This window comes from Pseudomonas sp. SORT22 (assembly GCF_018417635.1).
Taxonomy (GTDB): Bacteria; Pseudomonadota; Gammaproteobacteria; order Pseudomonadales; family Pseudomonadaceae; genus Aquipseudomonas.
Genome location: NZ_CP071007.1, coordinates 2560422 through 2586601 on the forward strand (window position 1 = coordinate 2560422; position 26180 = coordinate 2586601).

21 protein-coding genes are annotated in these 26180 nt (G+C 63.3%); 8 read left to right on the top strand and 13 right to left on the bottom strand.

What is annotated here, in order from left to right; all coding sequences use genetic code 11:
- Positions 1 to 28 precede the first annotated feature (28 nt).
- Together JYG36_RS11970 and JYG36_RS11975 are read right to left on the bottom strand one after the other, a co-directional pair.
- Positions 29 to 394, bottom strand: coding sequence for a cupin domain-containing protein (locus tag JYG36_RS11970; protein WP_093381683.1), 366 nt, complete (start codon positions 392 to 394; stop codon positions 29 to 31).
- A 34-nt stretch (positions 395 to 428) separates the two neighbouring features.
- A complete protein-coding gene (locus JYG36_RS11975; protein WP_213604077.1) occupies positions 429 to 1727 on the bottom strand; it encodes an NAD(P)/FAD-dependent oxidoreductase in 1299 nt (432 codons plus the stop codon).
- Positions 1728 to 1891: 164 nt separating this feature from the next.
- Between JYG36_RS11975 and hpaR the strand changes: the two genes are divergently transcribed.
- On the top strand, positions 1892 to 2314 hold the full coding sequence (hpaR, locus tag JYG36_RS11980) for a homoprotocatechuate degradation operon regulator HpaR (RefSeq protein ID WP_093381688.1): 423 nt from the start codon (positions 1892 to 1894) through the stop codon (positions 2312 to 2314).
- A gap of 72 nt (positions 2315 to 2386) precedes the next feature.
- Here the strand turns inward: hpaR and hpaI are convergent, their stop codons facing one another.
- The 8 genes from hpaI to JYG36_RS12020 all read right to left on the bottom strand — a co-directional run bounded on the left by hpaI (position 2387) and on the right by JYG36_RS12020 (position 9757).
- Positions 2387 to 3190 (bottom strand): 4-hydroxy-2-oxoheptanedioate aldolase, encoded by an 804-nt coding sequence (gene hpaI, locus JYG36_RS11985; RefSeq protein ID WP_093381693.1) that lies wholly within the window; start codon positions 3188 to 3190, stop codon positions 2387 to 2389.
- 10 nt (positions 3191 to 3200) lie between these two features.
- Positions 3201 to 4004 (bottom strand): 2-oxo-hept-4-ene-1,7-dioate hydratase, encoded by an 804-nt coding sequence (gene hpaH / locus JYG36_RS11990; protein ID WP_093381696.1) that lies wholly within the window; start codon positions 4002 to 4004, stop codon positions 3201 to 3203.
- 11 nt (positions 4005 to 4015) lie between these two features.
- Entirely contained in the window at positions 4016 to 5320 is a 1305-nt protein-coding gene (locus tag JYG36_RS11995; RefSeq protein WP_213604079.1) for an MFS transporter, read from the bottom strand.
- Between the two features lie 51 nt (positions 5321 to 5371).
- Positions 5372 to 5764 carry a tautomerase family protein gene (locus tag JYG36_RS12000; protein WP_123566361.1) on the bottom strand — a complete coding sequence of 131 codons (393 nt, stop codon included), beginning with the start codon at positions 5762 to 5764 and terminating at the stop codon, positions 5372 to 5374.
- Between the two features lie 105 nt (positions 5765 to 5869).
- Entirely contained in the window at positions 5870 to 6727 is an 858-nt protein-coding gene (gene hpaD, locus JYG36_RS12005) for a 3,4-dihydroxyphenylacetate 2,3-dioxygenase (protein WP_213604081.1), read from the bottom strand.
- Between the two features lie 119 nt (positions 6728 to 6846).
- Positions 6847 to 8307, bottom strand: a complete 1461-nt coding sequence (hpaE, locus tag JYG36_RS12010; protein ID WP_213604083.1) for a 5-carboxymethyl-2-hydroxymuconate semialdehyde dehydrogenase — start codon at positions 8305 to 8307, stop codon at positions 6847 to 6849.
- 5 nt (positions 8308 to 8312) lie between these two features.
- Complete coding sequence (locus JYG36_RS12015; RefSeq protein WP_045194039.1) at positions 8313 to 9086, bottom strand: fumarylacetoacetate hydrolase family protein; 774 nt, start codon at positions 9084 to 9086, stop codon at positions 8313 to 8315.
- Complete coding sequence (locus JYG36_RS12020; protein ID WP_045194038.1) at positions 9086 to 9757, bottom strand: fumarylacetoacetate hydrolase family protein; 672 nt, start codon at positions 9755 to 9757, stop codon at positions 9086 to 9088. Before JYG36_RS12020 ends, JYG36_RS12015 begins: the two co-directional genes overlap by 1 nt.
- 143 nt (positions 9758 to 9900) lie before the next feature.
- On the opposite strand from JYG36_RS12020, the gene hpaA reads away from it, so the two are divergent.
- The gene (gene hpaA, locus JYG36_RS12025; RefSeq protein WP_045194037.1) at positions 9901 to 10803 is read left to right on the top strand and encodes a 4-hydroxyphenylacetate catabolism regulatory protein HpaA; all 903 of its coding nucleotides are present in this window, start codon (positions 9901 to 9903) and stop codon (positions 10801 to 10803) included.
- Here hpaA and JYG36_RS12030 read toward each other — a convergent pair.
- Genes JYG36_RS12030 through JYG36_RS12040 form a run of 3 tightly spaced genes read right to left on the bottom strand, consistent with a single transcriptional unit; the run spans position 10800 to position 14795 of the window.
- Positions 10800 to 12359: an ABC transporter substrate-binding protein gene (locus JYG36_RS12030; protein ID WP_213604085.1), complete on the bottom strand. Its 1560-nt coding sequence runs from the start codon at positions 12357 to 12359 to the stop codon at positions 10800 to 10802. The genes hpaA and JYG36_RS12030 overlap by 4 nt on opposite strands.
- A 4-nt stretch (positions 12360 to 12363) precedes the next feature.
- Positions 12364 to 13560 (bottom strand): LLM class flavin-dependent oxidoreductase, encoded by a 1197-nt coding sequence (locus tag JYG36_RS12035; protein WP_213604086.1) that lies wholly within the window; start codon positions 13558 to 13560, stop codon positions 12364 to 12366.
- 11 nt (positions 13561 to 13571) lie between these two features.
- Complete coding sequence (locus tag JYG36_RS12040; RefSeq protein ID WP_213604087.1) at positions 13572 to 14795, bottom strand: lipase family protein; 1224 nt, start codon at positions 14793 to 14795, stop codon at positions 13572 to 13574.
- A 274-nt stretch (positions 14796 to 15069) separates the two neighbouring features.
- Here JYG36_RS12040 and JYG36_RS12045 point away from each other — a divergent pair, with 274 nt between their 5' ends.
- The 6 genes from JYG36_RS12045 (at position 15070) to JYG36_RS12070 (ending at position 26098) form a co-directional block, all read left to right on the top strand.
- Positions 15070 to 16143 (top strand): sigma-54 interaction domain-containing protein, encoded by a 1074-nt coding sequence (locus JYG36_RS12045; protein ID WP_213604088.1) that lies wholly within the window; start codon positions 15070 to 15072, stop codon positions 16141 to 16143.
- A gap of 134 nt (positions 16144 to 16277) precedes the next feature.
- The gene (gene nirA, locus JYG36_RS12050) at positions 16278 to 17960 is read left to right on the top strand and encodes a nitrite reductase NirA (RefSeq protein WP_213604089.1); all 1683 of its coding nucleotides are present in this window, start codon (positions 16278 to 16280) and stop codon (positions 17958 to 17960) included.
- Positions 17948 to 18442, top strand: coding sequence for a DUF934 domain-containing protein (locus tag JYG36_RS12055; protein WP_213604090.1), 495 nt, complete (start codon positions 17948 to 17950; stop codon positions 18440 to 18442). The genes nirA and JYG36_RS12055 overlap by 13 nt, the downstream gene beginning before the upstream one ends.
- Before the next feature lie 280 nt (positions 18443 to 18722).
- Positions 18723 to 20861, top strand: a complete 2139-nt coding sequence (locus JYG36_RS12060; protein WP_213604091.1) for a CHAT domain-containing protein — start codon at positions 18723 to 18725, stop codon at positions 20859 to 20861.
- A 12-nt stretch (positions 20862 to 20873) separates the two neighbouring features.
- A complete protein-coding gene (locus tag JYG36_RS12065) occupies positions 20874 to 24683 on the top strand; it encodes an NACHT and WD repeat domain-containing protein (protein WP_213604093.1) in 3810 nt (1269 codons plus the stop codon).
- Positions 24680 to 26098 carry a hypothetical protein gene (locus JYG36_RS12070; protein ID WP_213604095.1) on the top strand — a complete coding sequence of 473 codons (1419 nt, stop codon included), beginning with the start codon at positions 24680 to 24682 and terminating at the stop codon, positions 26096 to 26098. Before JYG36_RS12065 ends, JYG36_RS12070 begins: the two co-directional genes overlap by 4 nt.
- The last annotated feature ends 82 nt before the right edge of the window (positions 26099 to 26180 follow it).

Below are 26180 nucleotides of genomic sequence, written 5' to 3' on the forward strand. Positions count from 1 at the left end.
GACCCGACTTGCCCCGCGATGCTTTCAGTCAGACCACCGCAAAGTAATGCTTCACAAAGCTCTCGCTGAGAATCTCCCAGAGCACCGGCGTGCCCTTGGTCACGAACCAGCTGTCACCCACGTTGTAGGTGCGGCTCACACCCGTGGCTTCGTCGGTCAAGCGCACCTGGCCGGTGACTACCACGGCCTGTTCGTTGAACGGGTAGACCATGCGGAACTTGCCGGTGGTGGTGCCAAAGTAGGCGCTGCTGACCGGGTCGGTCGGTGCGCCGAAGGTCATTTTGCCGAAGGCGCGTACTTCGCCTTCGAGTATCTGCGAGCCCAGGTCGGCAACGGTGCCCCAGGCGTCGAGTTGGCTGAGCTGGAGGTTCGGGGTGACGGCAGTCAGGGTCATGTCAGTGTTCCTTGAGGGTTGAAAGAGTTGGGGCTTAGCGCCGGCCATTCCAGTAGCCGGACAGCTGGTGCCAGGATTTGCCGGCGGTCAGCAGCACCGAGCGCAGTTGATCCTTGGCCGGGATGGTCGGGCGTGGCACCGAGCTGATCAGGTCATAGCGCGCCGAGCCTTCGCTCATGCCTTCGGCCAGGACCTTGCAGATGATGTGGCTGGGGGTGACGCCAAAACCGGAATAACCTTGCACGTAGAAAGCGTTGCGCCGACCGGGCAGGGTGCCGATCTGCGGGAACAGGTTGGGGCTGCAGGCCATCGGCCCGCCCCAGGCCAGGTCGATTTTCACGTCCTTGAGGTAGGGGAAAATCTTCAGCATCAGGTTGCGGTTCCAGGCCTTGAGATCGCCCGGGATGTGTTCGACTAGCGGCGTGGCGGCACCAAACAGCAGGCGGTTCTCGTTGGTCACCCGGTAGTAATCGATCACCGGGCGGATGTCGCTGTAGGCCCCGCGAATCGGGCTGATGCGCTGGATCAGCTCGTCCGGCAATGGCTCGGTCATCATCTGGAAGGCGTAGGTGTTGATGGTCGAGCGGTGCAGCTCCGGCTCCAGCTTGTTGAGGAAACTGTCGCAAGCCCACAGCAGCTTGCTGGCGGTCACCGAACCGCGCCCGGTGCGCACGCGGATGCGCTCGCCGTACTGCACCTGCAGCGCCGGGCTGTTCTCGAAGATGCGCACGCCGTGTTCGCTGAGCGCCTTGGCTTCACCGAGCAACAGGTTCAGCGAGTGCACATGGCCACCGCCCATGTGCAGCAAGGCGCTGCTGTAGGCGTCGGAGCCGATGATCTGCTTGACCTCGCTGCCACCGAGAAATCGGATCTCATGCTGGGAGTTGACCGACTTGAAGTCCTTTTCCCAGGCGCGCAGGGTTTTTTCCTGGCGGGCGTTGAAGCCCATGTAGCCATAGCCGTGACAGAAGTCGGCGTCGATGGCGTACTTGGCAATGCGGCTCTTGATGATGTCGGCGCCCAGGTCGCTGATCTCGAAGATCTGCCGCAGGCCATCGTCGCCGACGTGCTGTTTGATCTTCTCCAGGTCATGGCCGATGCCGGCCATGATCTGCCCGCCATTGCGCCCGGTGCCACCAAAGCCCAGGTAGCGGGCTTCGAGTACGACGATGTTGGTGATGCCTTTTTCCGCCAGCTCCAGGGCCGTGTTGATCCCGGAAAAGCCGCCGCCGATGATGACCACGTCGGCGTCCACGTCCTGTTCCAGGGTCGGGAAGCTCAGGTTGTATTTTTTGGTGGCGGTGTAGTAGGTCGGCGTTTCGATGTTGATCATGGCGCAGCCTGAAAAGTGAAGTACTGATGGGCTCTATTAAGGCCTTGCCCGGCGCCTGCGTCTTGACCCTGCGTGCCGCCGAGCTTGACTGCCGGTGCCAGGGCTGTGGCAAGGCGTTGATTTTGTTAAAGTGTTAACAAAATAGCCTGATGATTAGCCATCCCATGCCCCAGCCGCGCCCGTCGTTGACCCTGACCTTGTTGCAAGCCCGCGAAGCGGCCATGCGTTTTTTTCGCCCCTCGCTCAACCAGCACGGGCTCACCGAGCAGCAGTGGCGGGTGATCCGTATCCTGCGCCAACAGGGCGAAATGGAGATCTACCGCCTGGCGGAACTGGCCTGCATCCTCAAGCCGAGCATGACCGGGGTGCTGGTACGCATGGAGGCGGCCGGCCTGGTCAGCCGGCGCAAGGCCGAACAGGACCAGCGCCGGGTGCTGGTCAACCTGGCGCAAAAGGGCGAGGAGATTTTTGCCTCGATGAGCCAATGCATGGAGAGCAATTACCGGCGCATTCAGGAGCAGTTCGGCGAGCAGAAGCTGCAGGCGTTGCTGGGCTTGCTGGAGGAGTTGAAGCAGGTGGGGCGGTGACCGCATCGCGGGGCAAGCCCGCTCCTACGGGATGTGCAGGAGCGGGCTTGACCCGCGATGAGGCCAGTACAGTCAATACACAGAAGGCCCAGACGAGCCCACTACCACATCCCCCTTGAACTTACCCGCCAACCCCTGCAAGCCCTTCATCAACACCGTGGTATCGACCCCCACCGCGACGAAGCCTGCGCCCAGCTCCAGGTAGCGCCGTGCCAAGGCTTCATCGGCACTGAGAATCCCCGCCGCCTTGCCGGCCTTCTGAATCTGCACGATCGCCTGTTCAATCGCCGCCTGCACCTCGGGGTGCCCGGGGTTGCCGCGATAGCCCATGGAGGCACTCAAGTCCGCCGGGCCGATGAACACCCCGTCAACGCCCTCGACCGCTGCAATCGCCTCAAGGTTGCGCAGCCCTTCAAGGCTTTCGATCTGCACCAGCAGGCACATCTGCTCATCGGCCTGGTCGAGGTAGCCGGGGATGCTGTTCCAGCGCGAGGCCCGCGCCAGGGCGCTGCCGACACCGCGCATGCCCTTGGGCGGGTAGTGCATGGCGCGCACCAGTTCGCGGGCCTGCCCGGCGCTTTCGACCATCGGCACCAGCAGGGTTTGTGCGCCGATATCCAGCACCTGCTTGATCAGCGCGGTGTCGCCGATCACCGGGCGGATGATCGCCTGGGCCGGGTAGGGGGCGATGGCCTGCAACTGGCCGAGCATGCCGCGCAGGTCGTTGGGCGCGTGTTCGCCGTCGATCAGCAGCCAGTCGAAACCGGCGTTGGCGGCAAGCTCGGCACAGTACGGCTCGGCCAGGCCAAGCCACAGGCCGATTTGCGCCTCGCCGCGTTGCAGGCGTTGTTTGAAGCGGTTGACGGGCATGTCCATGGGCAATTCCTCAAACGAAACGGCAGGCAATCGAACCGAGCATGTCGTAGTCGACATGGAAGGTATCGCCGGGGTTGGCCGCCACCGGGCGGGTGAAGGAGCCGCCGAGAATGATCTGCCCGGCTTCAAGGGTGACGTCGTACGGCGCCAGCTTGTTGGCCAGCCAGGCGACGCCCTTGGCCGGGTGGTTGAGCACCGCCGCCGAAACCCCGGACTCTTCGATCACGCCGTTGCGGTAGAGCACCGCCGGCACCTTGCGCAGGTCGATATCGCCCGGACGCACCGCGCGCCCGCCCATGACCACGCCGGCGTTGGCGGCGTTGTCGGAGATGGTGTCGAAGACCTTGCGGGTGGCCTGGGTCTGCGGGTCGATCTGCTGGATGCGCGCATCGATGATCTCCAGCGCCGGGATCACCCACTCGGTGGCATCGAGCACGTCGAACAGGGTCACGTTCGGGCCCTTGAGCGGCTTGCCGAGGACAAACGCCAGCTCCACCTCGACCCGCGGCACGATAAAGCGCTCGAAGGGAATGTCGCTGCCTTCGTCGAAGAACATGTCATCGAGCAGCGCGCCGTAGTCCGGTTCGGTGATGTTCGACGACACCTGCATGGCCCGTGAGGTCAGGCCGATCTTGTGGCCGACCAGCTTGCGCCCGCCCTCGATTTTTTGTGCGACCCAGGCGCGCTGGATGGCGTAGGCGTCCTCGATGCTGATGCCCGGGTGCTCCAGGGAGAACTGCCGCACCTGTTCGCGGCTGCGTTCGGCGCGCTCGAGCTGGGCGGCGGCGTGCAGGATCTGGCTGTGGTCAAGCATGGCGAAATCTCTTACTGAGGGTTGACGATGGCAGCCTTGGTGCGCAGCACCAGCAAGCCGCCGAGGGTGATGAACAGCGCCAGTACGTACAGGGCCAGGCTGGCGCTCTGGGTGGTGTCGCGCATCCAGCCGATCAGGTACGGGGCGAGGAACGAGGCGATGCTGCCGAACGAGCTGATCAGGGCGATACCGGCGGCCTGGGTGGTGTTCGACAGGAATGCCGGCGGCAGTTGCCAGAACATCGGCAAGGCAGCGCTGGCGCCCATGCCGGCGATGATCAGGCCGCCCAGCACCATCACCGGGTTGCCGGGTGCCAGGCCGGCCACGGCGATGCCGGTGGCCGACATCAGCAGCGGCACGCACAGGTGCCAGCGGCGTTCACGCTGACGGTCGGAGGAACGGCCACAGGCGATCATGAAGAAGCACCCGGCCAGGTACGGCACGGCGCTCAAAAGCCCGACGCGGCCATCGCTGCCGATGCCGGCGCCGTGGATCAGGGTCGGCATCCAGAACGCCAGGGTGTTGACCGCCAGCATCACCGCAAAGTACACCGCCACCAGCAGCCAGACCTGGCTGTCACGCAGGATGCCGGCAAACGAGGTGATGGATTTGCGCTGCTCTTCCTGGTTCAGTTGCTCGCGCAGTTGCTGCTTTTCAGTGCCGTTCAGCCAGCTGACACTCTCGAAGCTATCGGGCAGGCACTTGAGCACCACCAGGCCGAGCAACACCACCGGCGCGCCTTCGATCAGGAACATCCACTGCCAGCCACGCAGGCCGGCGGCGTCGTGGAACAGCTCGAGGATGCCGCCCGACAGCGGCCCGCCGACCACCCCGGCCATGGGCACGGCGATGGCGAACAGCGCGGTGATCTGCCCACGACGGCGGGCCGGGTACCAGCGGTTGAGGTAAACCAGGATGCCGGGGAAGAAGCCGGCTTCAGCGACGCCGAGCAAAAAGCGCAGGACATAGAAGCCCGAGGCCGATTCGACCCAGAGCATGCTGGTCGACAGCGTGCCCCAGACCACCATCAGGGTGGCGATCCAGCGCCGTGGGCCGACGCGGTCCAGGGCAATGTTGCTGGGTACGCCGAACAGCGCGTAAGCAATGAAGAACAGCCCGGCACCAAAGCCGTAGACCGTGTCGCTGAAGTGCAGGTCGCTGCTCATCTGCATCTTGGCAAAACCAATGTTGATGCGGTCCAGGTGAGCGAACAGGTAGCAAATCAGCAGCAGCGGCATCAGCCGCCAGGTGATCTTGCTGTGGGTCGAGTCATGTTGGGCAAGGGCAGCGTGTTGGGCAGTATTGGCTGTGCTCATGATCTTGTACTTTTTGTCAGAGGGCCGTTGGGGAGGGCGGGTGGCTGTGATTCAGCCCGCCTGGTTTTGCAAAAAGGCGTGAACGTTGTTCTGTTTGAAATTCAGCTGCGGGTGCAGCTCGATCATCTCGAACGACAGCGCCAGCAGGCGTTGGCTTTGCAGCTCGGCAAAGTGCGCGGTGATCACCGCGAACAGCGCCTCGGCGACCTCGGTGCGGGTTTGCAGATCGCGGCCGTGGCCGACCTTGAGGGTCATGTGGACGAAGGCGTAGTCGTGCTTGCCATCGGCCATGCGCCAGCTGTCCAGGCGCACGCCACGGCTGCGGATGCCGCCCAGGGGGAACACGCCGCTGGCGCCCAGGCTGGCGTGGACCTTGGCGAACAGGCCGGGCAGGTCGGCCTGTTGCTCGATGTTGTCGGTGTACTCGGCGATGAAGTGTGGCATGAAGATCTCCGTTTGAACGGCGGCAAGCGGCAAGCTACAAGCGGCAAGAACGCGTGCTCTTCGCTTGCAGCTTGTGGCTTGAAGCTTGTGGCTGCTGCCTTCGCGCTACAGCGGGAAGATGGCGTTGATTTGCCCGGTGCCGGAGCTGCCGAACGGCTCGGTCAGGACCTCGACCGGCTTGTTGTAGCCGGCACCGCCAAGCAGGCCCAGGAGCATCGCCGTGTCGTGCATGCCGCCTTCGCCGTAGCAGTGGTTGGCGTAGTCCGGGAGCATCGCGCAGAACTCCTTGAAGCGGCCCTGCTTCCACAGCTCGACCACGCGCAGGTCCATCTGCTTGTCGAATTCGCGGGTCCAGTTGTGGATGTTGGCTTCGGCGTTGCGGTCATCGGAAAAACGGTGCGACAGCGAACCGGAGGCCAGCACCAGCACTTTGCGGTCGCTCTTTTCGATGGCCCGGCGCACCGCGGCGCCGAAGGCGAAGCTGTCTTCCAGGCGGTGCCAGGCGCACCAGGCGGCAATCGACACGACCTTGAGCTTGTGCGCGTCGGGCACGTCCATGTGCATGTAGCGCATCGGCACCAGGGTGCCGTATTCAAGCTCAAGGCTTGGGATGTTGTGGGCCAGGGTGCGCACGTCGGCGGCGTTGGCTTCAAGGCCGATCAGCTCGCCCAGTTGCGGGCAGCCGGGGTACTCGAAGTCCATGTTCTTGATGAAGTGCGGCAGCTCGTTGCTGGTGTAGGTGCCCTTGAAGTGTTCGCCACAGTTGATGTGGTAGCCGCTGTTGACCAGCCAGTGGACGTCGAACACCACGGCGGTGTCGGCGCCCAGTTCGCGGGCGCGGCGGCCGATTTCCTTGTGCCCGGCGATCGCCGCCTCGCGGCAGCCATGGTGCTTGCCGGGCAGTTCGGACAGGTACATCGAGGGTACGTGGCAGACTTTGGCTGCCAGGACGACTTCGCCCATGATGGAACTCCTGGAAATTGTTGTTCTTGTGTGCGATCGGTTGCGCCTCATCGCCGGTCAAGGCCGCTCCCACAAGGCAGTCTCAAAACCTGTGGGAGCGGGCTTGCCCCGCGATGCTGTCAGACGCCCCAGCGCGGAATATGGTGACTGCCCATCGAGATACATACGTTCTTGATCTCGGCAAACACCTCGAAGCTGTACTGCCCGCCCTCACGGCCGGTGCCCGAACCCTTGACCCCGCCGAACGGCTGGCGCAGGTCGCGCACGTTCTGGCTGTTGATGAACACCATGCCGGCCTCGATGCCGCGGGCCAGACGATGCGCCTTGCCGATGTCCTGCGTCCAGATGTACGAGGCCAGGCCATACTCGGTGTCGTTGGCCAGTCGCAGCGCCTCGGCTTCGTCCTTGAAGGGGATCAAACACACCACCGGGCCGAAGATTTCTTCCTGGGCGATGCGCATGTTGTTGTTCACGTCGGCAAACACCGTCGGCTGAATGAACTGCCCGCGGGCCAGGTGCGCCGGCAGGTTGGCCGGGCGCTCAAGGCCGCCAGCGAGCAGGGTCGCGCCTTCTTCGATGCCGATCTTGATGTAACCGCTGACCTTGTCATAGTGGGCCTGAGTGATCATCGAGCCTACCTGGGTTTGCGGGTCTTGCGGGTCGCCGACGATCAGGCGCTTGGCCCGCGCGGCAAACTCGGCGACGAACTGCGGGTAGACGCTCTGCTGGATGAAGATACGGCTGCCGGCGGTGCAGCGCTCGCCATTGAGCGAGAAGATGGTGAACAGCGCCGCATCCAGGGCGCGCTCAAGGTCGGCGTCTTCAAAAATCAGCACCGGCGACTTGCCGCCCAGCTCCATGGAGTACTTTTTCAGGCCCGCGGTCTGCATGATCTTCTTGCCGGTGGCGGTGCCGCCGGTGAAGGAGATGGCACGCACGTCCGGGTGGCGCACCAGGGCGTCGCCAGCGGTGGCGCCGTAGCCCTGGATGACGTTGAGCACGCCGTTGGGGATGCCGGCTTCCACCGCCAGGCGCCCCAGTTCGTTGGCGGTCAGCGGCGACAGTTCGCTCATCTTCAGCACTGCGGTGTTGCCCAGGGCCAGGCACGGCGCGGTCTTCCAGGTGGCGGTCATGAATGGCACGTTCCACGGCGACACCAGCCCGCACACGCCCACCGGCTGGTACAGGGTGTAGTTGAGCATCTGGTCGTCGACCGGGTAGGTATGGCCGTCCATGCGTGTGCAGACTTCGGCGAAAAAGTCGAAGTTATGCGAGGCCCGCGGGATCAGCACGTTTTTGGTCTGGTGGATCGGCAAACCGGTGTCGAGGGTTTCAAGCTCAGCCAGGTGCGGCACGTTCTGCTCGATCAGCTCGCCGAGCTTGCGCATCAGCCGCGCGCGCTCCTTGGCCGGGGTGTTGGCCCATTTCGGGAACGCCTCTTTCGCTGCCGCTACCGCCTGGGCCACTTCTTCTGCGCCGCCGCTGGCGACTTCGCCAATGGCCTCGCCGGTGGCCGGGTTGTAGTTGACGAACACGTCTTTGCTTTCGACCTCACGGCCGTTGATCCAGTGTTTGATCATGCTGCTCATGCCTCTTGGCGGTTGAGGGCGAAGAACTCGGCTTCGCTGACAATACGGTTGACCAGGCGCCCGACGCCTTCGACTTCGACCACCACTTCATCGCCCGGCACCACGTCGGCCAGGCCTTCGGGGGTGCCGGTGGCGATCATGTCGCCCGGCTGCAGGGTCATGAAGCTGGACAGGTATTCGATCAGGTAGGGGATGTCGAAAATCATGTCCTTGGTGCTGCCTTGCTGCTTGAGCTCACCGTTGATCCAGGTGCGCAAGGTCAGGTTGGAAGCATCCGGCACATCGGCGACATCGACGATCCACGGCCCGACCGGGGTGGTGGCGTCGCGGTTCTTCACCCGCAGGTTGGGCCGGTAGTAGTTCTCCAGGTAATCGCGAATCGCGTAGTCGTTGCACACCGTGTAGCCGGCCAGGTACTCCAGCGCATCCTCGCGCTTGACGTTGCGCGCAGGCTTGCCGATCACTGCCACCAGTTCGCACTCATAGTGCATGTAGGCGACGTTGTCCGGGCGCCAGCTGACCTGGTTGTGGCCGGTGTAGGTGCCTACCGATTTGACGAACGCCAGCGGTTCGGTGGGCGGTGTGAAGGCAAGCTCGGCGGCGTGGTCGGCGTAGTTCAGGCCCAGGGCGAACATATTGCCGGTGGCCGGTGGCAGCCACTCGACCTGCTGCTCGGCGAGCAAGCGGCCATCGGCCAGGCGCACGGCGTTGTCGGCCTCGACGGTGACGGCGTGGACTTCGCCCTGGTAACGGATACGTGCGTGTTTCATCAGCGCTTCTCCTGCGCGGCAACGATGCTGTTGGTCAGGCGCCCGAGGCCGCTGATCTCGACTTCAACCTGGTCCCCGGGCAGCACATCGACGCGGCCTTCGGGGGTGCCGGTAATCAGCACATCGCCTTCGTGCAGGGTCATGAATTCGCTGATCTCGGCGATCAGCTGGGCGACGCTGCGAACCATGTTGGCGGTGCTGTTGTGCTGGCGCAGGGCGCCGTTGACGAACAGCTTGATGCTCAGTTGCTGCGGGTCGGCGACCTGCGCGGCCGGCACCAGTTCAGGGCCCAGGGCGCAGAAACCGTCGCGGCACTTGGCCTTGACCGCCGGGCGGTAGTAGCTGTCTTCGGGCAGGCTGAATTCGTTGACGATGGTGTAGCCGGCGACATGGCTGAGGGCCTCGTCGACGCTGACCCGGGTGGCACGCTTGCCGATCACCACACCCAGGGCCGGGCCCGGTTGCAGGTGCTCGATGCCTTGTGGGTAGACCACCGGCTGGCCATGGCCATTGCGGGTGTTGGGGGTCTTGATGAACAGCACCGGCTTGACCGGTGGCTTTTGATAGGGCGGCTGTTCGAATTCGGCGAGACGCTGGTCAAGCAGGCCCTGGTAGTTCAGCGCAACGCCGAACAAGGTACCGCTGGCAGCATCGTGCAAGGCACGGCTCATGGGGTTCTCCTGGCTGGGGCAGGGGCAGGGTCCCTGCTCGAATAATTGTTAATGTGTTAACGTTATAATTAAGATGTTAACGAAATGCAAGCGGCTTGCAGCAGGAGTAAGCTGGCCGCATAACAACAAGCGTGAGCAGGGCCATGCGCGAGCAACAACCAATCCCCAACATCAACATCGGCCAGGTCTACGATCAGCGCTACAGCGATGCCGAGGTGCATTACGACAAGCTCGGCAACCTCGCCGGGTTTTTCGGCCGCAATATGCCGGTGCACCGCCATGACCGGTTTTTCCAGGTGCATTACGTCAAAAGCGGCACGGTGCGGGTGTACCTGGACGATCAGCAGTACGTCGAATCGGGGCCGATGTTTTTCCTTACGCCACCGACCATCCCGCATTCCTTCGTAACCGAACCCGATGCCGACGGCCATGTGCTGACCGTGCGCCAGCAACTGGTCTGGCAGCTACTTGAAGCCGATCCCGGGTTGGCGCCGGGGCCGCAGGTGGCGCCGGCCTGTGTGGCCTTGAGCGGCCTGGAACCAAGCTACGCCGCCGAGGCGCGGCGCCTGGCGCTGCTGTTCGATGAGCTGCACAGTGAAATCAACGCCAGCGCCGCCGGGCGCGGGGCGGCGCTGGAAAGCCTGACGCGGCTGATCATGACCAGCCTGCTGCGCCTGTGCGCGCGCTCGCTGCCGGCGCGGCAAACCCGTCATGAAGACTTGCAGGTGTTTCATCGTTTCAATGAACTGATCGAGGCCCACTACCTTGAGCACTGGCCGCTGGCGCGCTATGCCCAGGGCATCGGCGTCACCGAAGCGCGGCTCAACGAAGTGTGCCGGCGCATCGCCGACCTGCCGTCCAAGCGCCTGATTCTCGAACGCCTGATGCAGGAAGCACGGCGCCTGCTGCTGTACACCGGCAGCTCGGCCAACGAGATTTGCTACCGCCTGGGCTTCAAAGACCCGGCGTACTTCAGCCGGTTCTTTTTGCGCTATGCGCAGCTGACGCCGGGGGAGTACCGTCAGCGTCAGGCTGGATTGCGCTAGGCCTGGCCGCGCAGCCAGAGGTTGTCGAAACGCCAGGTGCTGAACAGTGTCTGCTCGGCTGCGGCGCCGCCGACCTGGCGCGAAAACGCATCGAGCAGATTCACATAGCCCCAGATCAGCAAGCCGCCGCGCTCATACTGAATCTGCTGGGCCTGGTGCACCAGCGCGCTGCGCTTGGCCAGGTCCGGCTGGGCCATGGCCTGGAGGAACAGTTCGCTGAACTGCGGGTCGTTGAAGTGGGTCTTGTTGGCCACGGCGAAGGGCGCGTCGATGTGCATGGCGCTGGCCAGAAACGGTGCGCCGATGGTGCCGCCAGTGCTCAGTTGCCACTGGTCGTGCTGCGGGCCGTCGAAGGTGGCCTGGTCGACCTGGCGCACCTTGAGGTTCACACCGATGGCCTTGGCCTGTTCGGCGAACACCAGCGCCGAGGCCAGGGCCGGGCCGCTGGTGGTCACCAGCTCGACTTGCAACTGCTCGTAGCCGGCTTCGCGCAGCAGTTGCGCCGCCCGTTGCGGGTCATGGGGGCGCGGGCCGAGGCTGTGGTTGAAGGTCGGGTCATCAGGTGCGTACAGGTCGTTGGCCACCCGGCCCTGGCCGTTCAAGGCACGGCGCACCAGCTCCGGGCGGTCGGCGAGCAGGCGAAACGCCTCGCGCACCTTGGGGTTGTCGAACGGCGGTTTGCTGGTGTTCATCTCGAACGACAACCAGTTGCCGCTGACCGAAGTCACCAGTTGCAGGCGCGGGTCGCGTTCGATGATCTGCAGCTGCTCGCTGGGCAGGCCGTTGGCCATGTCGATCTGCCCGGCGCGCAAGGCCGCCAGGCGCGAGACCTGGTCTTTGAAGTCGATGATCTCCAGTTCGTCGGCGTAGGGTTTGCCGTCCTTGTAGTAGTTCTCGAAGCGGCTGAACACCGAGCGCTGGCCGGGGCTAAAGCTTTTCAGCTTGTACGGCCCGGCACCCACCGGGTTGGTCACCGGGTGGTAATCGACCGGGACGATGCCGCCGAAGTTGACCCAGGTTTCGGCCAGCGGCAGGTAGCTGCGCCCGTCCTTGAAGCGGATGCGCACGGTGCGCGCGTCGAGTTTCTCCAGATTGTCGCGATCGACCCAGTGCAGCAGCGCGGCGTAAGGCGACGCCAGTTGCGGGTCGGTCAGGCGGCGAATGGAAAAGATCAGGTCGTCGGCATCGATGCTCTTGCCGTTGTGAAACTCAAGGCCCTGACGCAGGCGCACGGTCCAGCTGCTGGCGTCGGCGCTGGCTTCGGCTTCTTCAGCCAGGGCCAGGCGCGGCTGCATCTGCTCGTCCCATTCCCACAGCTTGCTGTACAGGGCAAAGCCGCGGACGATGCCGCTGCCGATCGGCTTGTGGGCATCGAGGTTGCCGACCTGGCCGCCGGCCAGCACGCCCAGGCGCAGGCGCCCGCCGTGGCGCGGCTGGTCGCTGGCCGGGCTGCTGGCGGCCGGTGCGTCAGGGCCGCAGCCGCTGAGCAGCAGGCCGCTGCCCAGCGCCAGGCTATAGCCGAGAAAGCGTCGGCGCTGCTGATCGAAAAGGTCCATGGCCTCAGGCTCCTGCTGCACGCAGGGCTGGCGCCTGGGTGTCGATGCGCTTGAGCGGCGCCCGTTCGCCGCGAAAGTGCGGGAGGATGTGCTCGCCCAGGCGGTAGGCTTCTTCCAGGTGCGGGTAGCCAGCGAGGAAGAACAGGTCGATGCCCAGCGCGTTGTACTCGCGAATCCGCGCCACCACGTTGGCGTAGCTGCCGACCAGCGCCAGGCCCGGCGGAATGCCGATGTAACCAAAACCGGCCCAGACGTTGGGGTAGATGAAAAAGTCGTCGAACGGCCGGGTTTCGTCCTTGGCCGCGTACTCGTTTTCGTAACTGAGCTTGCGCGCGGTGCGCAGCCCGGCATGGGCGGCCACAGCCTTGACCGCACCTTTGGCCACGCCTTCGTCGAAGAAGCGCCTGGCCTCGGCCAGTGCCTGGGCTTCGGTCTCGCGGGTAATCACATCGATCGACAGGCCGAAGCGGATATTGCTGCGGCCATGCTTGAGCGCGCGCTCGCGAATGTCGGCTATCAGCGTGCGGATCTCGTCCGGGTGCTCGGCGCGCATCAGGTAGAAGTCGGCGTGGCGGGCGGCGAATTCCCGCGCGGCGATCGACGAGCCGGCGGTGCAGATCAGCGGCAACTCGGCCTTTTTCTGCGGACCGCGCAGGCCGCCACCTTCGGCCTTGTAGAAGCGCCCCTGGTAGTGGAAGTTCTCCGAGTGCCAGTAACCCTTGACCACGTCCATGAACTCGGTGGCGCGCTCGTAACGTTCATCGTGGTCGCTGAAGTCGCCAACCTGGCGCTGCACGCTATCCGAGCCGCCATTGATGATGTTCCACACCAGGCGGTTGCCGCTGGCGCGCTGGTAGGTCGCCGCTTGCTGCACCGCGATCCAGGGCGTGTAGTGGTAGGGCTGGAAGGCGGTGACGTAGCTCAACGTGCGGGTTTCGCGGGCCAACAGCGAGCACACTGTCCAGGGCTCTTCGCCGGACGGCGCGTTGACCATCAGCGCGCCACCGAAGCCGTTGATTTCGGCGGCGCGGGCGATCTGCCCGAGGTAGTCGATGTAGGTGAAGTGATCACCCACGGCAAAGTTCGATACGGCGCCGGTGCTGTCGCCGCCGGCATGCCAGTCGCCGCGGTTGCGCGGGTCGCCGGGGAGGAACTGGGTTTCGCCGTGCAAGGGCAGGCGGGTGAAGAATTCAATGCTCACGGTCAGCGTCCTTATTGCACGGTGGGGTTGCAGAGGGGGGTGATGGGCTGGTCGTTGAACACCTTGCGGGCAAACGGCAGCGAGTCCTTGAGCGAGGCGTTGACCGTCTCGCTGTGGCCCAGCCCCTTGTACAGGTGGCCTTCGACGATCGAGCCGGTCTTGCAGGCGTCCTGCATCAGCGCCACCTGGGTGGCAGCCGCCGGGGTCTTGTCTTCGGCGCCGGTGCCGATGAAGATCGGCTGGGCGAGTTTCAGGGTCGGGTAGGAGACTTGCGCCAGCCACGGCTTGAGCTGCTCGCCGTTGTTGGCCTTGCGGGTGTTGGCCGGGGTCAGGCCGGTGCCGAGCACATCGGCCACCAGCGACGACAGGCAAGTGCTGCGCGCTTGTTCGAACAGCGGCAGGGCCTTGTCGGTGTAGAAGTCGCGTGGGTCGATGCTCGGGTCGTACTGCTGCGCCGCCAGCAGGGTGTAGAAACCGTAGGCCAGCGAGGCGTCGACCTTGTCCTGGTCCTGTTCGCCGACGTTCTTGGCGCCGACGGTGTAGATCACCCCGGTGCCGACGCTGCCCTTCAGGCCCAGGTCCGGGGCATAGGTGGGCGCATAGGCGGCCGAGGCGAAGGCGCCGGCGCCGCCCTGGGACTGGCCGACCACCAGCACCTTGTTGGCCAACCCCGGCACCCCGGCGATCACCGCGCGGGCGGCATCGAGGATGCCGTAGGCGGCCATGCGGTTGTTCAGCAGCGGATGGCCGCCGGGCACGCCCAGGCCCTGGTAGTCGGTGGCGACGATGGCGTAGCCCTCGTTGAGCCAGCGCGTCAGGTACTGCACGTCGCGGTAAGAGCGCCCGGCCCAGGACGGCGCGCAGACATCCGCCACGCCCACAGTGCCATGGCCCCAGGTCACTACTGGCCAGCCGCCTGCCGGCGCCTGGCCTTTGGGGATGAACAGCGCGCCGGAGACCGCCACCGGGGTCTTGCCGTCGATGCCGTCGGTAGAGCTGTAGAGAATGCGCAGTTGCGAGGCGGCGCCAGGCAGGCTCAGGGTCTTTTCCAGCGGTTCGCTGCGCAGCAGTTTGCCCGGTTTGCCAGGGATCGCCTGGCTCCAGCTGTAGAACGCCGAGACCCGGCCATCACCTTGCAGCGGGTCGGGCTTTGGCGCGAAGGTTTCTGCGGCCACGGCGCTGAGCGACAGGGCCAAAAGGCTCAGGCCAAAGGCGAAGGTTTTTTCCAGTTTCATCGAGAGGTCCTTGCACGGTGCGTTTGCCAGGCCTGAGCGAAATGCGTGCCAGGGCGCTGCAGGGCCCGGTTTTGCGGGGCCGAAATGCCTTCAAGGGCAATCCTGGCGGCGCGTCGATGCTGGCTGGCAGCCACGGGTTGCTGGGCGACTGCTGCTGTGGCAGCAGCGTCAAGTGCATATCTCTAACTGGAATATATAAATACTAATTAATAATTATTTGTTCTAATTTGTTTCGGGCACTATGGCCCTGCGCTTTCACTGCCAGGAATGCACCATGTCGCTGATAACCCATCCCCATGCCCGGGAACTGACCAAATCCGTACGCGCCACCGTTCTGGTGTTCAAGGACCCGCGCTCCCAGGAACTGCTCAGCCGCATCGAACGCCTGGCGCCGAGTGAAGCCAACACCCTGATCATCGGCGAGACCGGCACCGGCAAGGAGCTGGTCGCCCGCCATATCCATCAACTCAGCCGCCGCGGGCGCGAGCCGTTCGTGGCGGTCAACTGCGGCGCCTTCGCCGAAACCCTGGTCGAGAGCGAACTGTTCGGCCACGAGAAGGGCGCCTTTACCGGTGCCACCAACAGCAAGGCCGGTTGGTTCGAAGCGGCCAATGGCGGCACGCTGTTCCTCGATGAAATCGGCGACCTGCCGTTGAACATGCAGGTGAAATTACTGCGCGTGCTGCAGGAGCGCGAAGTGGTGCGCCTCGGTTCGCGCACACCGATCCCGATCAACGTGCGCCTGGTGGCGGCGACCAACGTCAACCTCGCCGATGCGGTGGTGGCCGGGCATTTCCGTGAAGACCTGTTCTACCGCCTGCACGTGGCAACCATCCGCCTGCCGCCGCTGCGCGAACGGCCTGGGGATATCCTGCCGCTGGCTGAGTTTTTCCTTGAAGAGCACTGCCAGCGCCTGGGTTACAGCCGCGCCAGCCTGAGCCTGGAAAGCGAACGCAAGCTGCTCTCGCACAGCTGGCCGGGCAACATCCGCGAGCTGGAAAACGCCATTCACCATGCGCTGCTGGTGTGCCGGCAACAGCTGGTGCAGCCGGCCGACCTGCACCTGGTGGACATGCGCTCGGTGGGCATCCGCCAGGAAGAACACAGCCAGCCGCTGCGCATCGCCAGCGAGCCGCCAAGCCTTGAAGCGGCGCTGACGGCGCTGTTCGAGCAGAACATTCCGGACTTGTACGAGCATATCGAGCAGACGGTGTTTCGCAGCGCGTACCGCTTCTGCCATGGCAACCAGTTGCAGACCGGGCGCTTGCTGAATATCAGCCGCAACATCGTGCGCGCGCGGCTGGAGAAAATTGGTGAGTTGAAGCGCACGGACGGTGTCGCCCTTTAGGGCCTCATCGCGGCGACCCGACTTGCCCCGCGATGCTTAAAGTCCATCTGATCCGTATAATTACCGCCAACCTGAATCTGTAACTCAGTACACCCAAAAGCCATAGTAACGGCCTCCCTGATGAGGTCCGAACCATGTATCAGTATGACGAGTATGACCGTGCGCTGGTGTTCGAGCGCGTGGCGCAATTTCGCGATCAGGTGCGCCGGTTCATCGCTGGCGAACTGAGTGAAGAAGAGTTCCTGCCCCTGCGCCTGCAAAACGGCCTGTACCTGCAAAAGCATGCCTACATGCTGCGCGTGGCCATTCCCTACGGCACCTTGGGTGCCCGGCAACTGCGCACCCTGGCGCAGATCGCGCGCGAGTACGACCGTCGCTACGGCCACTTCACCACGCGCCAGAACATCCAGTTCAACTGGATCGAACTGGCCCAGGTGCCGGACATCCTCCAGCGCCTGGCCGAGGTCGAGATGCATGCGATCCAGACCTCCGGCAACTGCGTGCGCAATATCACCACCGAGGCCTTCGCCGGGGTGGCCGCCGACGAGTTGCTCGACCCGCGGCCGCTGGCCGAGATCCTGCGCCAGTGGTCGACCATCAACCCGGAATTCCTGTTCTTGCCGCGCAAGTTCAAGATCGCCATCTGCTCGGCCATCGAAGACCGCGCAGCAATCATGATGCATGACATCGGCCTTTATCTTTACCGCGACGGCCGCGGCCAGATGTGCCTGCGGGTGATGGTCGGCGGCGGCCTGGGGCGCACGCCGATCCTCGGTTTGCAGATTCGCGAAGGGCTGGCGTGGCAGCACCTGTTGTCCTACGTCGAAGCCATCTTGCGCGTGTACAACCGCCATGGCCGGCGCGACAACAAGTACAAGGCGCGGATCAAGATCCTGGTCAAGGCGCTGGGCATCGAGGCGTTCTCCCGCGAGGTGGAGGAGGAGTGGCAACACATCAAGGACGGCCCGGCGCAACTGACCGAGGACGAATTCCAGCGTGTCGCCGCCGCCTTCGAACCGCCGGCCTACGACAGCGTCATCGATGATGAGCTGGCCTACGACACCCACCTGGCCCAGGATCACGCCTTCGCCCGCTGGGTGGCCTGCTGCGTCAAGGCGCACAAGGTCCCGGGTTATGCCAGCGTGGTGCTCTCGACCAAACCGGGCGATGCCTCGCCACCGGGCGACCTGACCGATGCGCAGATGGATGCGGTGGCCGACTGGTCGGAGCAGTTCGGTTTCGGCGAGATCCGTATTGCCCACGAGCAGAACCTGATCCTTCCCGACGTGCGCAAGCGCGACCTGCACGCGCTGTGGCGCCTGGCCTGCGAGCGCGGCCTGGGCACCGCCAACATTGGCCTGCTGACCGACATCATCGCCTGCCCGGGCGGCGACTTCTGCGCCCTGGCCAACGCCACCTCGATCCCGATTGCGCAGTCGATCCAGCGCCGCTTCGATGATCTTGACTACCTGCACGACCTGGGTGAGCTGAGCCTGAATATCTCCGGCTGCATCAACGCCTGCGGCCACCACCACATCGGTAACATCGGCATCCTCGGCGTCGATAAAAACGGCAGCGAGTGGTACCAGGTGACCCTCGGTGGCGCCCAGGGCAAGCACAGCACCTTGGGCAAGGTCATCGGCCCGTCGTTCAGTGCCGCCGAGATCCCCCAGGTGATCGAGCAGATCATCGCTACCTACTGCGCTTATCGCGAACTGGACGAACCCTTTGTCGACACCGTGCGCCGGGTCGGCCTGGAGCCTTTCAAGGAACGTGTCTATGCCAAGCGCCCGGAGGAGCTGATATGCGTAATGTGATTGGCCTGCGCAACGGTGAAGCGCAGTTGATCGAGGACGATCCCTGGCAGCTGTTGCGCGAACCCGGCGAGCTGCTGCCTGACGGCCTGGTGATCTTGCCCCTGGCCAGCTGGATTGCCCGCCGTACCCAGCGGCCCTTCGGCCGTGATGGCGTGTTGCTGGGCCCGGACGACGAGCTCGAGCCGCTGCGCCCGTGGCTGCCCCAGGTGCCACTGATTGCCGTGGATTTCCCGAGCTTTCGCGATGGTCGTGGCTACAGCCAGGCCTACCTGCTGCGCAGCCGCCTGGGCTGGCATGGCGAGCTGCGCGCGGTGGGCGATGTGCTGCGTGACCAGCTCAGCCATATGCGCCAGTGCGGTTTTGACAGCTATGCCGTGCGCGAAGACAAGTGTGCCGAGGATGCCCTCAAGGGTCTGGCCGGCATGAGCGTGCTGTACGGGCGTTCGGTGATCGAACCACGGCCGCTGTTTCGTCGACGTTGATCAACAAACGGCATTCCGACCAATGGTTAAGGCCCTGTGCACGGGGCCGCGTGTGGATCCAAGCGCCGGGGTAACATCTTGAATAAACATGTAAATTGCAACTAAAGGAGGACGTATAGATAACAGCTAAATGTCATAAGCTGTTATCGCCGCTTGGCCAATTAGCGATAGTCTGGCTGTACTGTTGCGCGCTTGAAACACCTGCGCCGGGCGGTAGTTTGCGTGGCGCATAGCGCCTGCTATACCAAGGGAACGAGGTGTTGTCAGGACGCTGAATATCATGCCGAAGAATGAATACTGTGAATTAGAGTTACGCTTGGCCTGGCATGATGAAAGCAGTTATCTGCTGGATGCACGGTTCATGAACCCAAGTAGTGATACGGAGAATGAACTGGTTGCGCCGGTGCGAATAACGTTTGACATGGCGCAACTTCGTGATGCCGTGCTTGATGCCGAGCGCTACGGAACATTATTGACCCACCTGTTGTTTTCCGGCGCCGGAAGTCCCTTGCGGGAAGCGTATGTCCATGCACGTATTGCCGCCGCCAGGCAACATGGATTGCGCGTGCGTTTGAATATTCAGAGCAGTGCGCCGGAACTTCACGCTTTACGTTGGGAAACCTTGCAGGATCCGGATGATAACAGCCGGCTGCTGGTGCAGGAGAATGTATGGTTTTCGCGCTTCCTCAGTGCCCGGGACTTTCGCTGGCAACCGCGTGCCGACAGCGGGGAAATCTCCACCTTGGTGGTGGTGGCCAACCCGGATGACTTGAACACGCGCTGGAACCTTGCGGCCATCGACAGTGCTGCCGAGCTGGCGCGGGTCACGAACGCGGTGAAGCTGGGCGAAGCGCGTGCGTCAACCAGCATACAGATACGCACCCTGGATAAACCCGCCTCGGTGTTCAATATTGCCACTGCCCTGAAGCACAAATACGCCGACGTCCTCTACATCATTTGCCACGGAGCGATTACCAGCGATGGCAAACCCCGGCTATTGCTCGAAAAAGAAGACAAGACTTCGCATTTCATCGAAGGCAAGGAGCTGGTCGAACGTATTCGAGACATGGATGAGCGGCCTCGCTTGATCATTCTCGCTTCCTGCGCCAGCGCCGGCGACGAACACGCCGGCGCATTGACCGCCATCGGTCCCAGCCTGGCGGCAGCGGGGGTGCCGGCGGTGATAGCCATGCAAGGTGCGATCACCCAGCGCACCAGCGCCATGTTCATCAGCACGCTGTTCGAGGAACTCGCCTGCCACGGCCAGATCGACCGTGCCGTGGCCGCTGCGCGCAGCCAGGTGCGCGGTGAAAGCGACTGGTGGATGCCGGTGCTGTTCATGCGCTTGCGCTCCGGGCGGTTGTGGCCGGCGTTTGCCCAGCCCGACGCCCAGTTCGACAGATGGAAAAGTATCGTCACCGATGTGGCCAAGGAAAAGTGCGTACCGATTCTGGGGCCCGGACTGGTGGAGTCGACACTGGGCAGCATGGGTAACATTGCCAAGAAGTGGGCGCAACTGTATGAGTTTCCGTTGGCCCCTCAACACCGCGATCGGATCGAGCATGTCGCCCAGTACTTGAAGTACCGGCAAAGTCCGAATGTGGTCGTGGCGGAACTTCAGTCGTATTTGATATCGCACATCCGTGAACGCTACAAGGAACAGCTGGCAATAGTGGAGGATGATCAGGGTGAACGGTTGCGCAATGGCAAGGACTCGGATCAAACCCTCAATGAGTTAATGGCTTTTGTTGGCCGTCATCAGCGCCAGCAGCATAAAGAAGATGTGCATCGATTATTGGCCAGGTTGCCAGTGCCGATTTACATCAATGCCAACCGGGATAATTTTCTCAGGGATGCTTTGATTGAAGCAGGTAAACAACCGCAGATTGCATTGTGTACCTGGGTGACCAATAACAATACGCCGCAGTTCAATGGCCCGTCGCTGCCGAAGAAATACAAACCCAGTGTCGCCGAACCGTTGATCTTTTATGTGTATGGCAGCCTCGAATATACCAACAGCCTGGTGATTACCGAAGATGATTATTTTGATTTCCTCATGGCGGTCACCCGCAATGAGCGCTCCCAGCTGGCCAGTATCCCGGGGGCGGTGTCCAGCGCGTTGGCGTCGCAAGGTGCACTGTTACTGGGATTTCAACCCGATGACTGGGACTTCCGGGTGCTGCTCAAAGGGATCCTGATGCAGCCGGGAAGCTCGCTTAACGGTACCCGCGTGGCGGTGCAGGTCAGCCCGCGTGAGGGCCTGATCATCGACCCGGACCGCGCCAGTGATTACCTCGCCAAGTATTTCATCGATGCCCACCAAGGCAAGCTTCACGTGTTCTGGGGCAGCGCCCAGGCGTTTATCCAGTCACTGACGGAACGTTGTATCGAACAAGGTGTAATCCCTCCTGACGCGTAACGAGGTGGCACCATGACAGACCATGCCAACCCCTATATTGGTCCGTTACCGTTCACTGAAGGCAAAACCTTGTACGGTCGGGAGCAGGAAACCCAGGTGCTGTTCGACCTGTTGATCAGCAAGCGCATCGTACTGCTGATTTCACCCTCCGGTGCCGGCAAGACATCGCTGATCCAGGCCGCCTTGCTACCGCAGCTCAGAGAGCGCCTGTGGCCATTGCCGATTATCCGCCTGGACAGCCTGAGCCCGCCTGGTGCGGGCGAAAGCGATTCGTTCAATCCGTACCTGAGCGCGACCCTGCATTCGATGGAGGCCGGGCGCGGCGATGAGCGCTTGAGCGAGGGCGTGCTGGCGCAGCAAACACTGGCAAGCTACTTGAAACTGCGCATGCGCGATGCAGAGCAGGCGCAGCCCAATGGGGTGTTTCCGGTGCTGGTCCTCGACCAGTTTGAAGAGCTGTTTACCCTGGATCGATACGACTGGGAGCGCAAGCAGGCATTCATCCAGCAACTGGGTAAACTGCTGAGCGAAGGCATTGACCTGGGGCCCGGCGAGGATGGCACCCCCCGGGTGCAGCAGGTCTGGGCACTGTTCTCGATGCGTGAGGACTATGTTGCCGAACTTGAGCCGTATCTGGACCTGATTCCGACGGCCCTGACTTTCCGTTATCGGCTCGAACCACTGGACCGCACGCAGGCAGTGGAGGCGATCGTTGGCCCGGCAGCGGGGTGGTTTGAAGCCGCTGCCGCCGAGCGCCTGGTCAGCGACCTAAGCGGCACCGGCCAGCCGGGCGAGCGCAATACCAAGCAAGGGCGCTATGTCGAACCGGTGCAACTGCAGGTCGTCAGCTTGCGCTTATGGGACAAAGTGGTTATCGGCGAACAGCGGGCAATCACCGCGGCGGATATCAATGCCGATGGGCAAAGCAACGAGGTCGACACCGCGCTGGAGGAGTACTACCAGGTCGAATTGAATCGGGCCAGCGCCGGTCGCAAGATTCGAGAACGCACTCTACGCGACTGGATCGAGAGCAAGCTGTTGACCGACAGCCAGGCACGTACTCGGGTGCTGCGGGAAATCGGCGTTGATCCTGCTCTGGATGAAGCGGTGGACTCATTGATCGACGGCCACCTGTTGCGTGCCGACACCTCGGGTGAGCGCACCTGGCTGGAGCTGTCCCATGATCGCCTGGTCAGGCCGATTCTGGACAATAACCAGAAGTGGCGGGAGTCGCACCTGCAGTTGGTGCAGAAGCGCGCCATGCAGTGGATCAAGGAAAACCGCGCGGAAAACCTGCTGCTCAATCCTGCAGAGTTACTAAAAGCCCAGGAATACGTGGAGGAGCATCCTGGCGAACTCAACCCGCTCGAATGCGAATTTCTCCAGGAGTCCCGGGACTTGCAGGCCGAGCTGCAGGAGCAGGCACGGCGCAATGAACAGATACGCGCTGACAATCGCCGATTGGGCAAGCGCCTGGGGATTGCCGCGGGGTTGATTGGCAGCCTGGTCTTCGGCCTGGTAATCGTGGCAATTGCCTGGATCAGTGCAAACGATGCCAAGGATGCGGCAGAGAAAGCAAAAATCGCTGCGGACCAGCAACGTACTGAAGCCTTGCAGGCCAAGTACCAGGCCCAGGAACGGCTGCTGCAGGCACGAATGATGGAAGCCAACGTGCAGACTGACAGTGGCCGGTCGTTGAGCAGCTTGTCGCTGCTGGAGCCCGGCACGAGTGTGTCGATGCAGGCGATGTATTTTCGAAGCTTGCTCAAAGCGTTGGGGTCGAGTCCGCCGCTGACCCGGGTGGTCGGCCAGGGCCATGTGGTCAAGGGCTTGCAGTTTTCCGCCGATGGCGGGCAGTTGTACTCCGGCGACTGGAACGGGCAGACCTTCGCCTGGCCGCTGGCCGGGGACGAGGCGCCCGGCCAGAGCCTGGACAACGATGCAGGGCAGAGCATCCAGTCGCTGGCCTACAACCCGCTGCGCAAGCTGTTGGTCAGCGCCAACCGCATCGGTGCAATGGTCCTCTGGCAGGAAGGTGGCGCGGCCCCGGTGGAGCTGGCGCGGTTTAATGCTCGGGATGTGAGTGTCGACCGTGGCGTGCTGATGAGTGCGCAATTCGATGCCAGCGGCCAGTGGCTGGTAACCCCGGGCAATCGCCGCAGGCAACCGTCGTTGTCGGTCTGGTCGCTGGCCGACCTGGCCAAGCCGGCCGTGGTCGCAACCTTGAGTGGCTACCACACCACCAACATTTCCAGGGTTACCTTCGTGCCGGCCGGAAAGTATGCCGGCTACCTGGTCTCTGCCGATACCGAGGGCAATCTGGCACTGTGGAAACTGCCCGCAACGGCCACGGCACCTGTCGTTACCCTGCACACCCTGGACGTCATTCGCAAGAAAGTCGGTGTCTTTGCCGCAACGGTCGACCCCTCCGGGCGCTGGCTGGCAGCAGGCACAGCCGACGGCAGCCTGCTGTTCTGGGATCTGTGGGCGCAAAAGCCGGGCGACAGCGGAGTGGTAGTGCCCAGTTTCATGCATCACGGCCGCGTCACAGCCATGGCTTTTTCCCGCAAGGGGGACAAGCTCTATAGCGTTGGCGGCGACAAACTGTTGCTTGAGTGGACGCTCCCTGAGCAAGCAGCCAAACCGCTGGATACCCAACAGTTGGCATCCGCCATCCAGGTCGTGCGCGTCGATGGCTGGGGCGAGAAGCTCTACAGTATTGCCCTGCACCCGCAACAGGAAGGCATTGTCGCAGTGGGGGGCGGTACCCAGATCCGCATGCTCGATCTCAACCGCATGACGCCTTTGACCAGCCGCATGACTGGCAGTGAAGGCCCCTGGCGGGCAATGAGCGCTTCGCATGATCAGCAGGTGGTGGTCGGCCTGTCGGCCAATACGCTGAGCGTCAGGCGTTGGTACCGGCGCGAGGCCAACGCACAACCGCAGTCCCTGGACTTCCCGGGCCCTGAACGGCGGCTGACGACCCTGGCATTGTCGGGCGACGGGCATACCCTGGCAGACCTGACCTGCGATGGCTACTTGCAAGTCTGGGATGTGACGGGCGATACACCGCAACGCAGGCTGGAAAGCAGGGCCGGCCGGCAGGAGCTGCAATGCCGAAGTGAGCGCGATGAGTCCGTGGCATTTCAGCCCGGCGGGCAATTGCTCGCCAGTGCCTTCGGTAATCAACTCAAACTCTGGGCGCAAGACACCAATGGCGGCTGGTCACTGGTGGGCCAGCACGCGCTGGCCGAGCAGCAACGGATCAAGGCGCTGGCCTTCAGTCCGTCTGGCAAGCAATTGGCCATTGCAGGGGACTGGGGCGTCATCGAACTATGGTCTACCGACGGCGGCGCGCTGAGCCAGGTCAATCAGGTCAGTGCGGGAGCCCAGGTATTGATCACTGCTCTGGCCTTCAGCAGCAATGGCGAGCGCCTCGCTTCCGGTGGTGATGATGCATCGGTTATCGAGTGGCGGGTGGCCGACCTGCAGCTCCTGGGTTCCAGCCAGTGGCACAACCGGGCGGTGTCGAGTATTGCCTACCTTGCCCAGTTCGACTCCACCCTGCTGGTCAGCGGTGATCGCGAAGGGCAGATGGTGCTGTGCGCGACGCCGGTCAGTGAAGACCAGTGCTCGCCAGTGGGCAGCCCCCGGGGGACGCCGATCAGCGCAATGGCCGCCGTGGCGGACGAACTGCTGGTATCGAGCAACGCGCTCTGGCAATGGCAACTGCAACCGCAGGTAATGCGCGCCGCTGCGCAACGTCTGGCGCGCAGGCCCACGGCAGTCGTCGAGGTGCCTACCCAGGCGCAGGCGCAATGAACAACCAGACGGTTGTCTTCAACGGTATCAACGGTGCCGACGGCAATTACCTGACTGCACCGTTAACGCCTGAGTGTCTGGGGCAGCGCCTGATGCAATTGAACGACCCTGCCAGTGACCTTGAATCCCTGAAGGCGCGTGACCTGAAAAGGCAGGCGTGCTTCGGTCTGCCATTGGACATGGATGGCCAGGCATTGGCGCAAACCGGTTGGGCGGTAATCTTTGCCCGCTCGGCGCGCGCCGAGGTACGCCAGGCCCTGGCTCCGCTGCTGGCGTTGCGGGCCCTGGAGGCCGGGGCGTTGTACCGCGAGTTCAGCGGCGAAGCGGGTTACTGGCCAGGCGATACCGCACGTGCATGGCTGGCTCGCCAGCCCCGCGGCAAGTCACCGGGTGTTGTCGCTCCGCAGAAGGTGCCCTACTACCTGATGATCGTTGCTGACCCGCAGGACATTCCTTTTCGCTTCCAGTATGAACTGGCCGTCAGCTATGCAGTCGGCCGAATCCATTTTGACCATCTGCAGGGCTACCACAACTACGCCCGGTCGGTTGTCGCGGCGCAGGCCGCCGAGGTCGCATCGACACGCCGGGCACTGTTCTTCGGCCCCTGCAACGAGGCGGATGCGGCCACTCGGCTAAGTTGCGCGCTGCTGGTCGAACCCCTGGCACAACAACTCGCAAAGCTTTCGCTCGAACATTGGCAGGTCGAGCAGTGCGTGGCAGACCAGGCCACCAAGGCCAGGCTGCTTGGGCAACTGTCGGGGCAGCCGCCGTCTCTGCTGTTCACCGCCAGCCATGGCATGGGCTTTCCTTGCGGCGATCCGCGACAACTGCGCCATCAGGGCGCGTTGCTGTGCCAGGACTGGCCTGGGCCGCAGCAGCACCGGGGGGCGATCCCCGCTGACTACTACTTGAGTGCCGATGATCTGGACGACCATCTGTGCCTGGCCGGCAGCGTGATGATGCATTTCTGTTGTTATGGTGCCGGCACGCCACTGCAGGATAACTTCAAGCACAGCAACGAGGCCTTGCGCCAGCTTGCATCGCGGCCATTTCTGGCCGCTTTGCCGATGCGTGCGCTGAGCTTGCCGGCCGGCGCTGCGCTGGCGGTGATCGGACATGTCGAGCGGGCTTGGTCCTACTCGTTTGACTGGCCCGGTTGCGGCGATGACCTGGCCACCTTCAAAGGTACCGTACAGGCGTTGATGAAGGGCAAGCGCGTGGGGCTGGCAATGGATCATTTCGCCATGCGTCACGCCGAAGTGGCGGTAGCGTTGAATGGTGAACTGGATGTGCTCAAAGACCCGATCGCCAAGCGAGATGACCTCGCGCTTGGCGCGCTGTGGATTGCCAGCAACGATGCACGCAACTATGTGATCCTCGGCGATCCGGCAGTCAGGCTGCAGGTAGAGGTCTGACCGGCAGTGGTCTATGGTTTCTGTCTGGTGAGTACATCCTGCCTGAGAGAGGCCTTATGACCGAGCCCAGCAACAGCCGCCG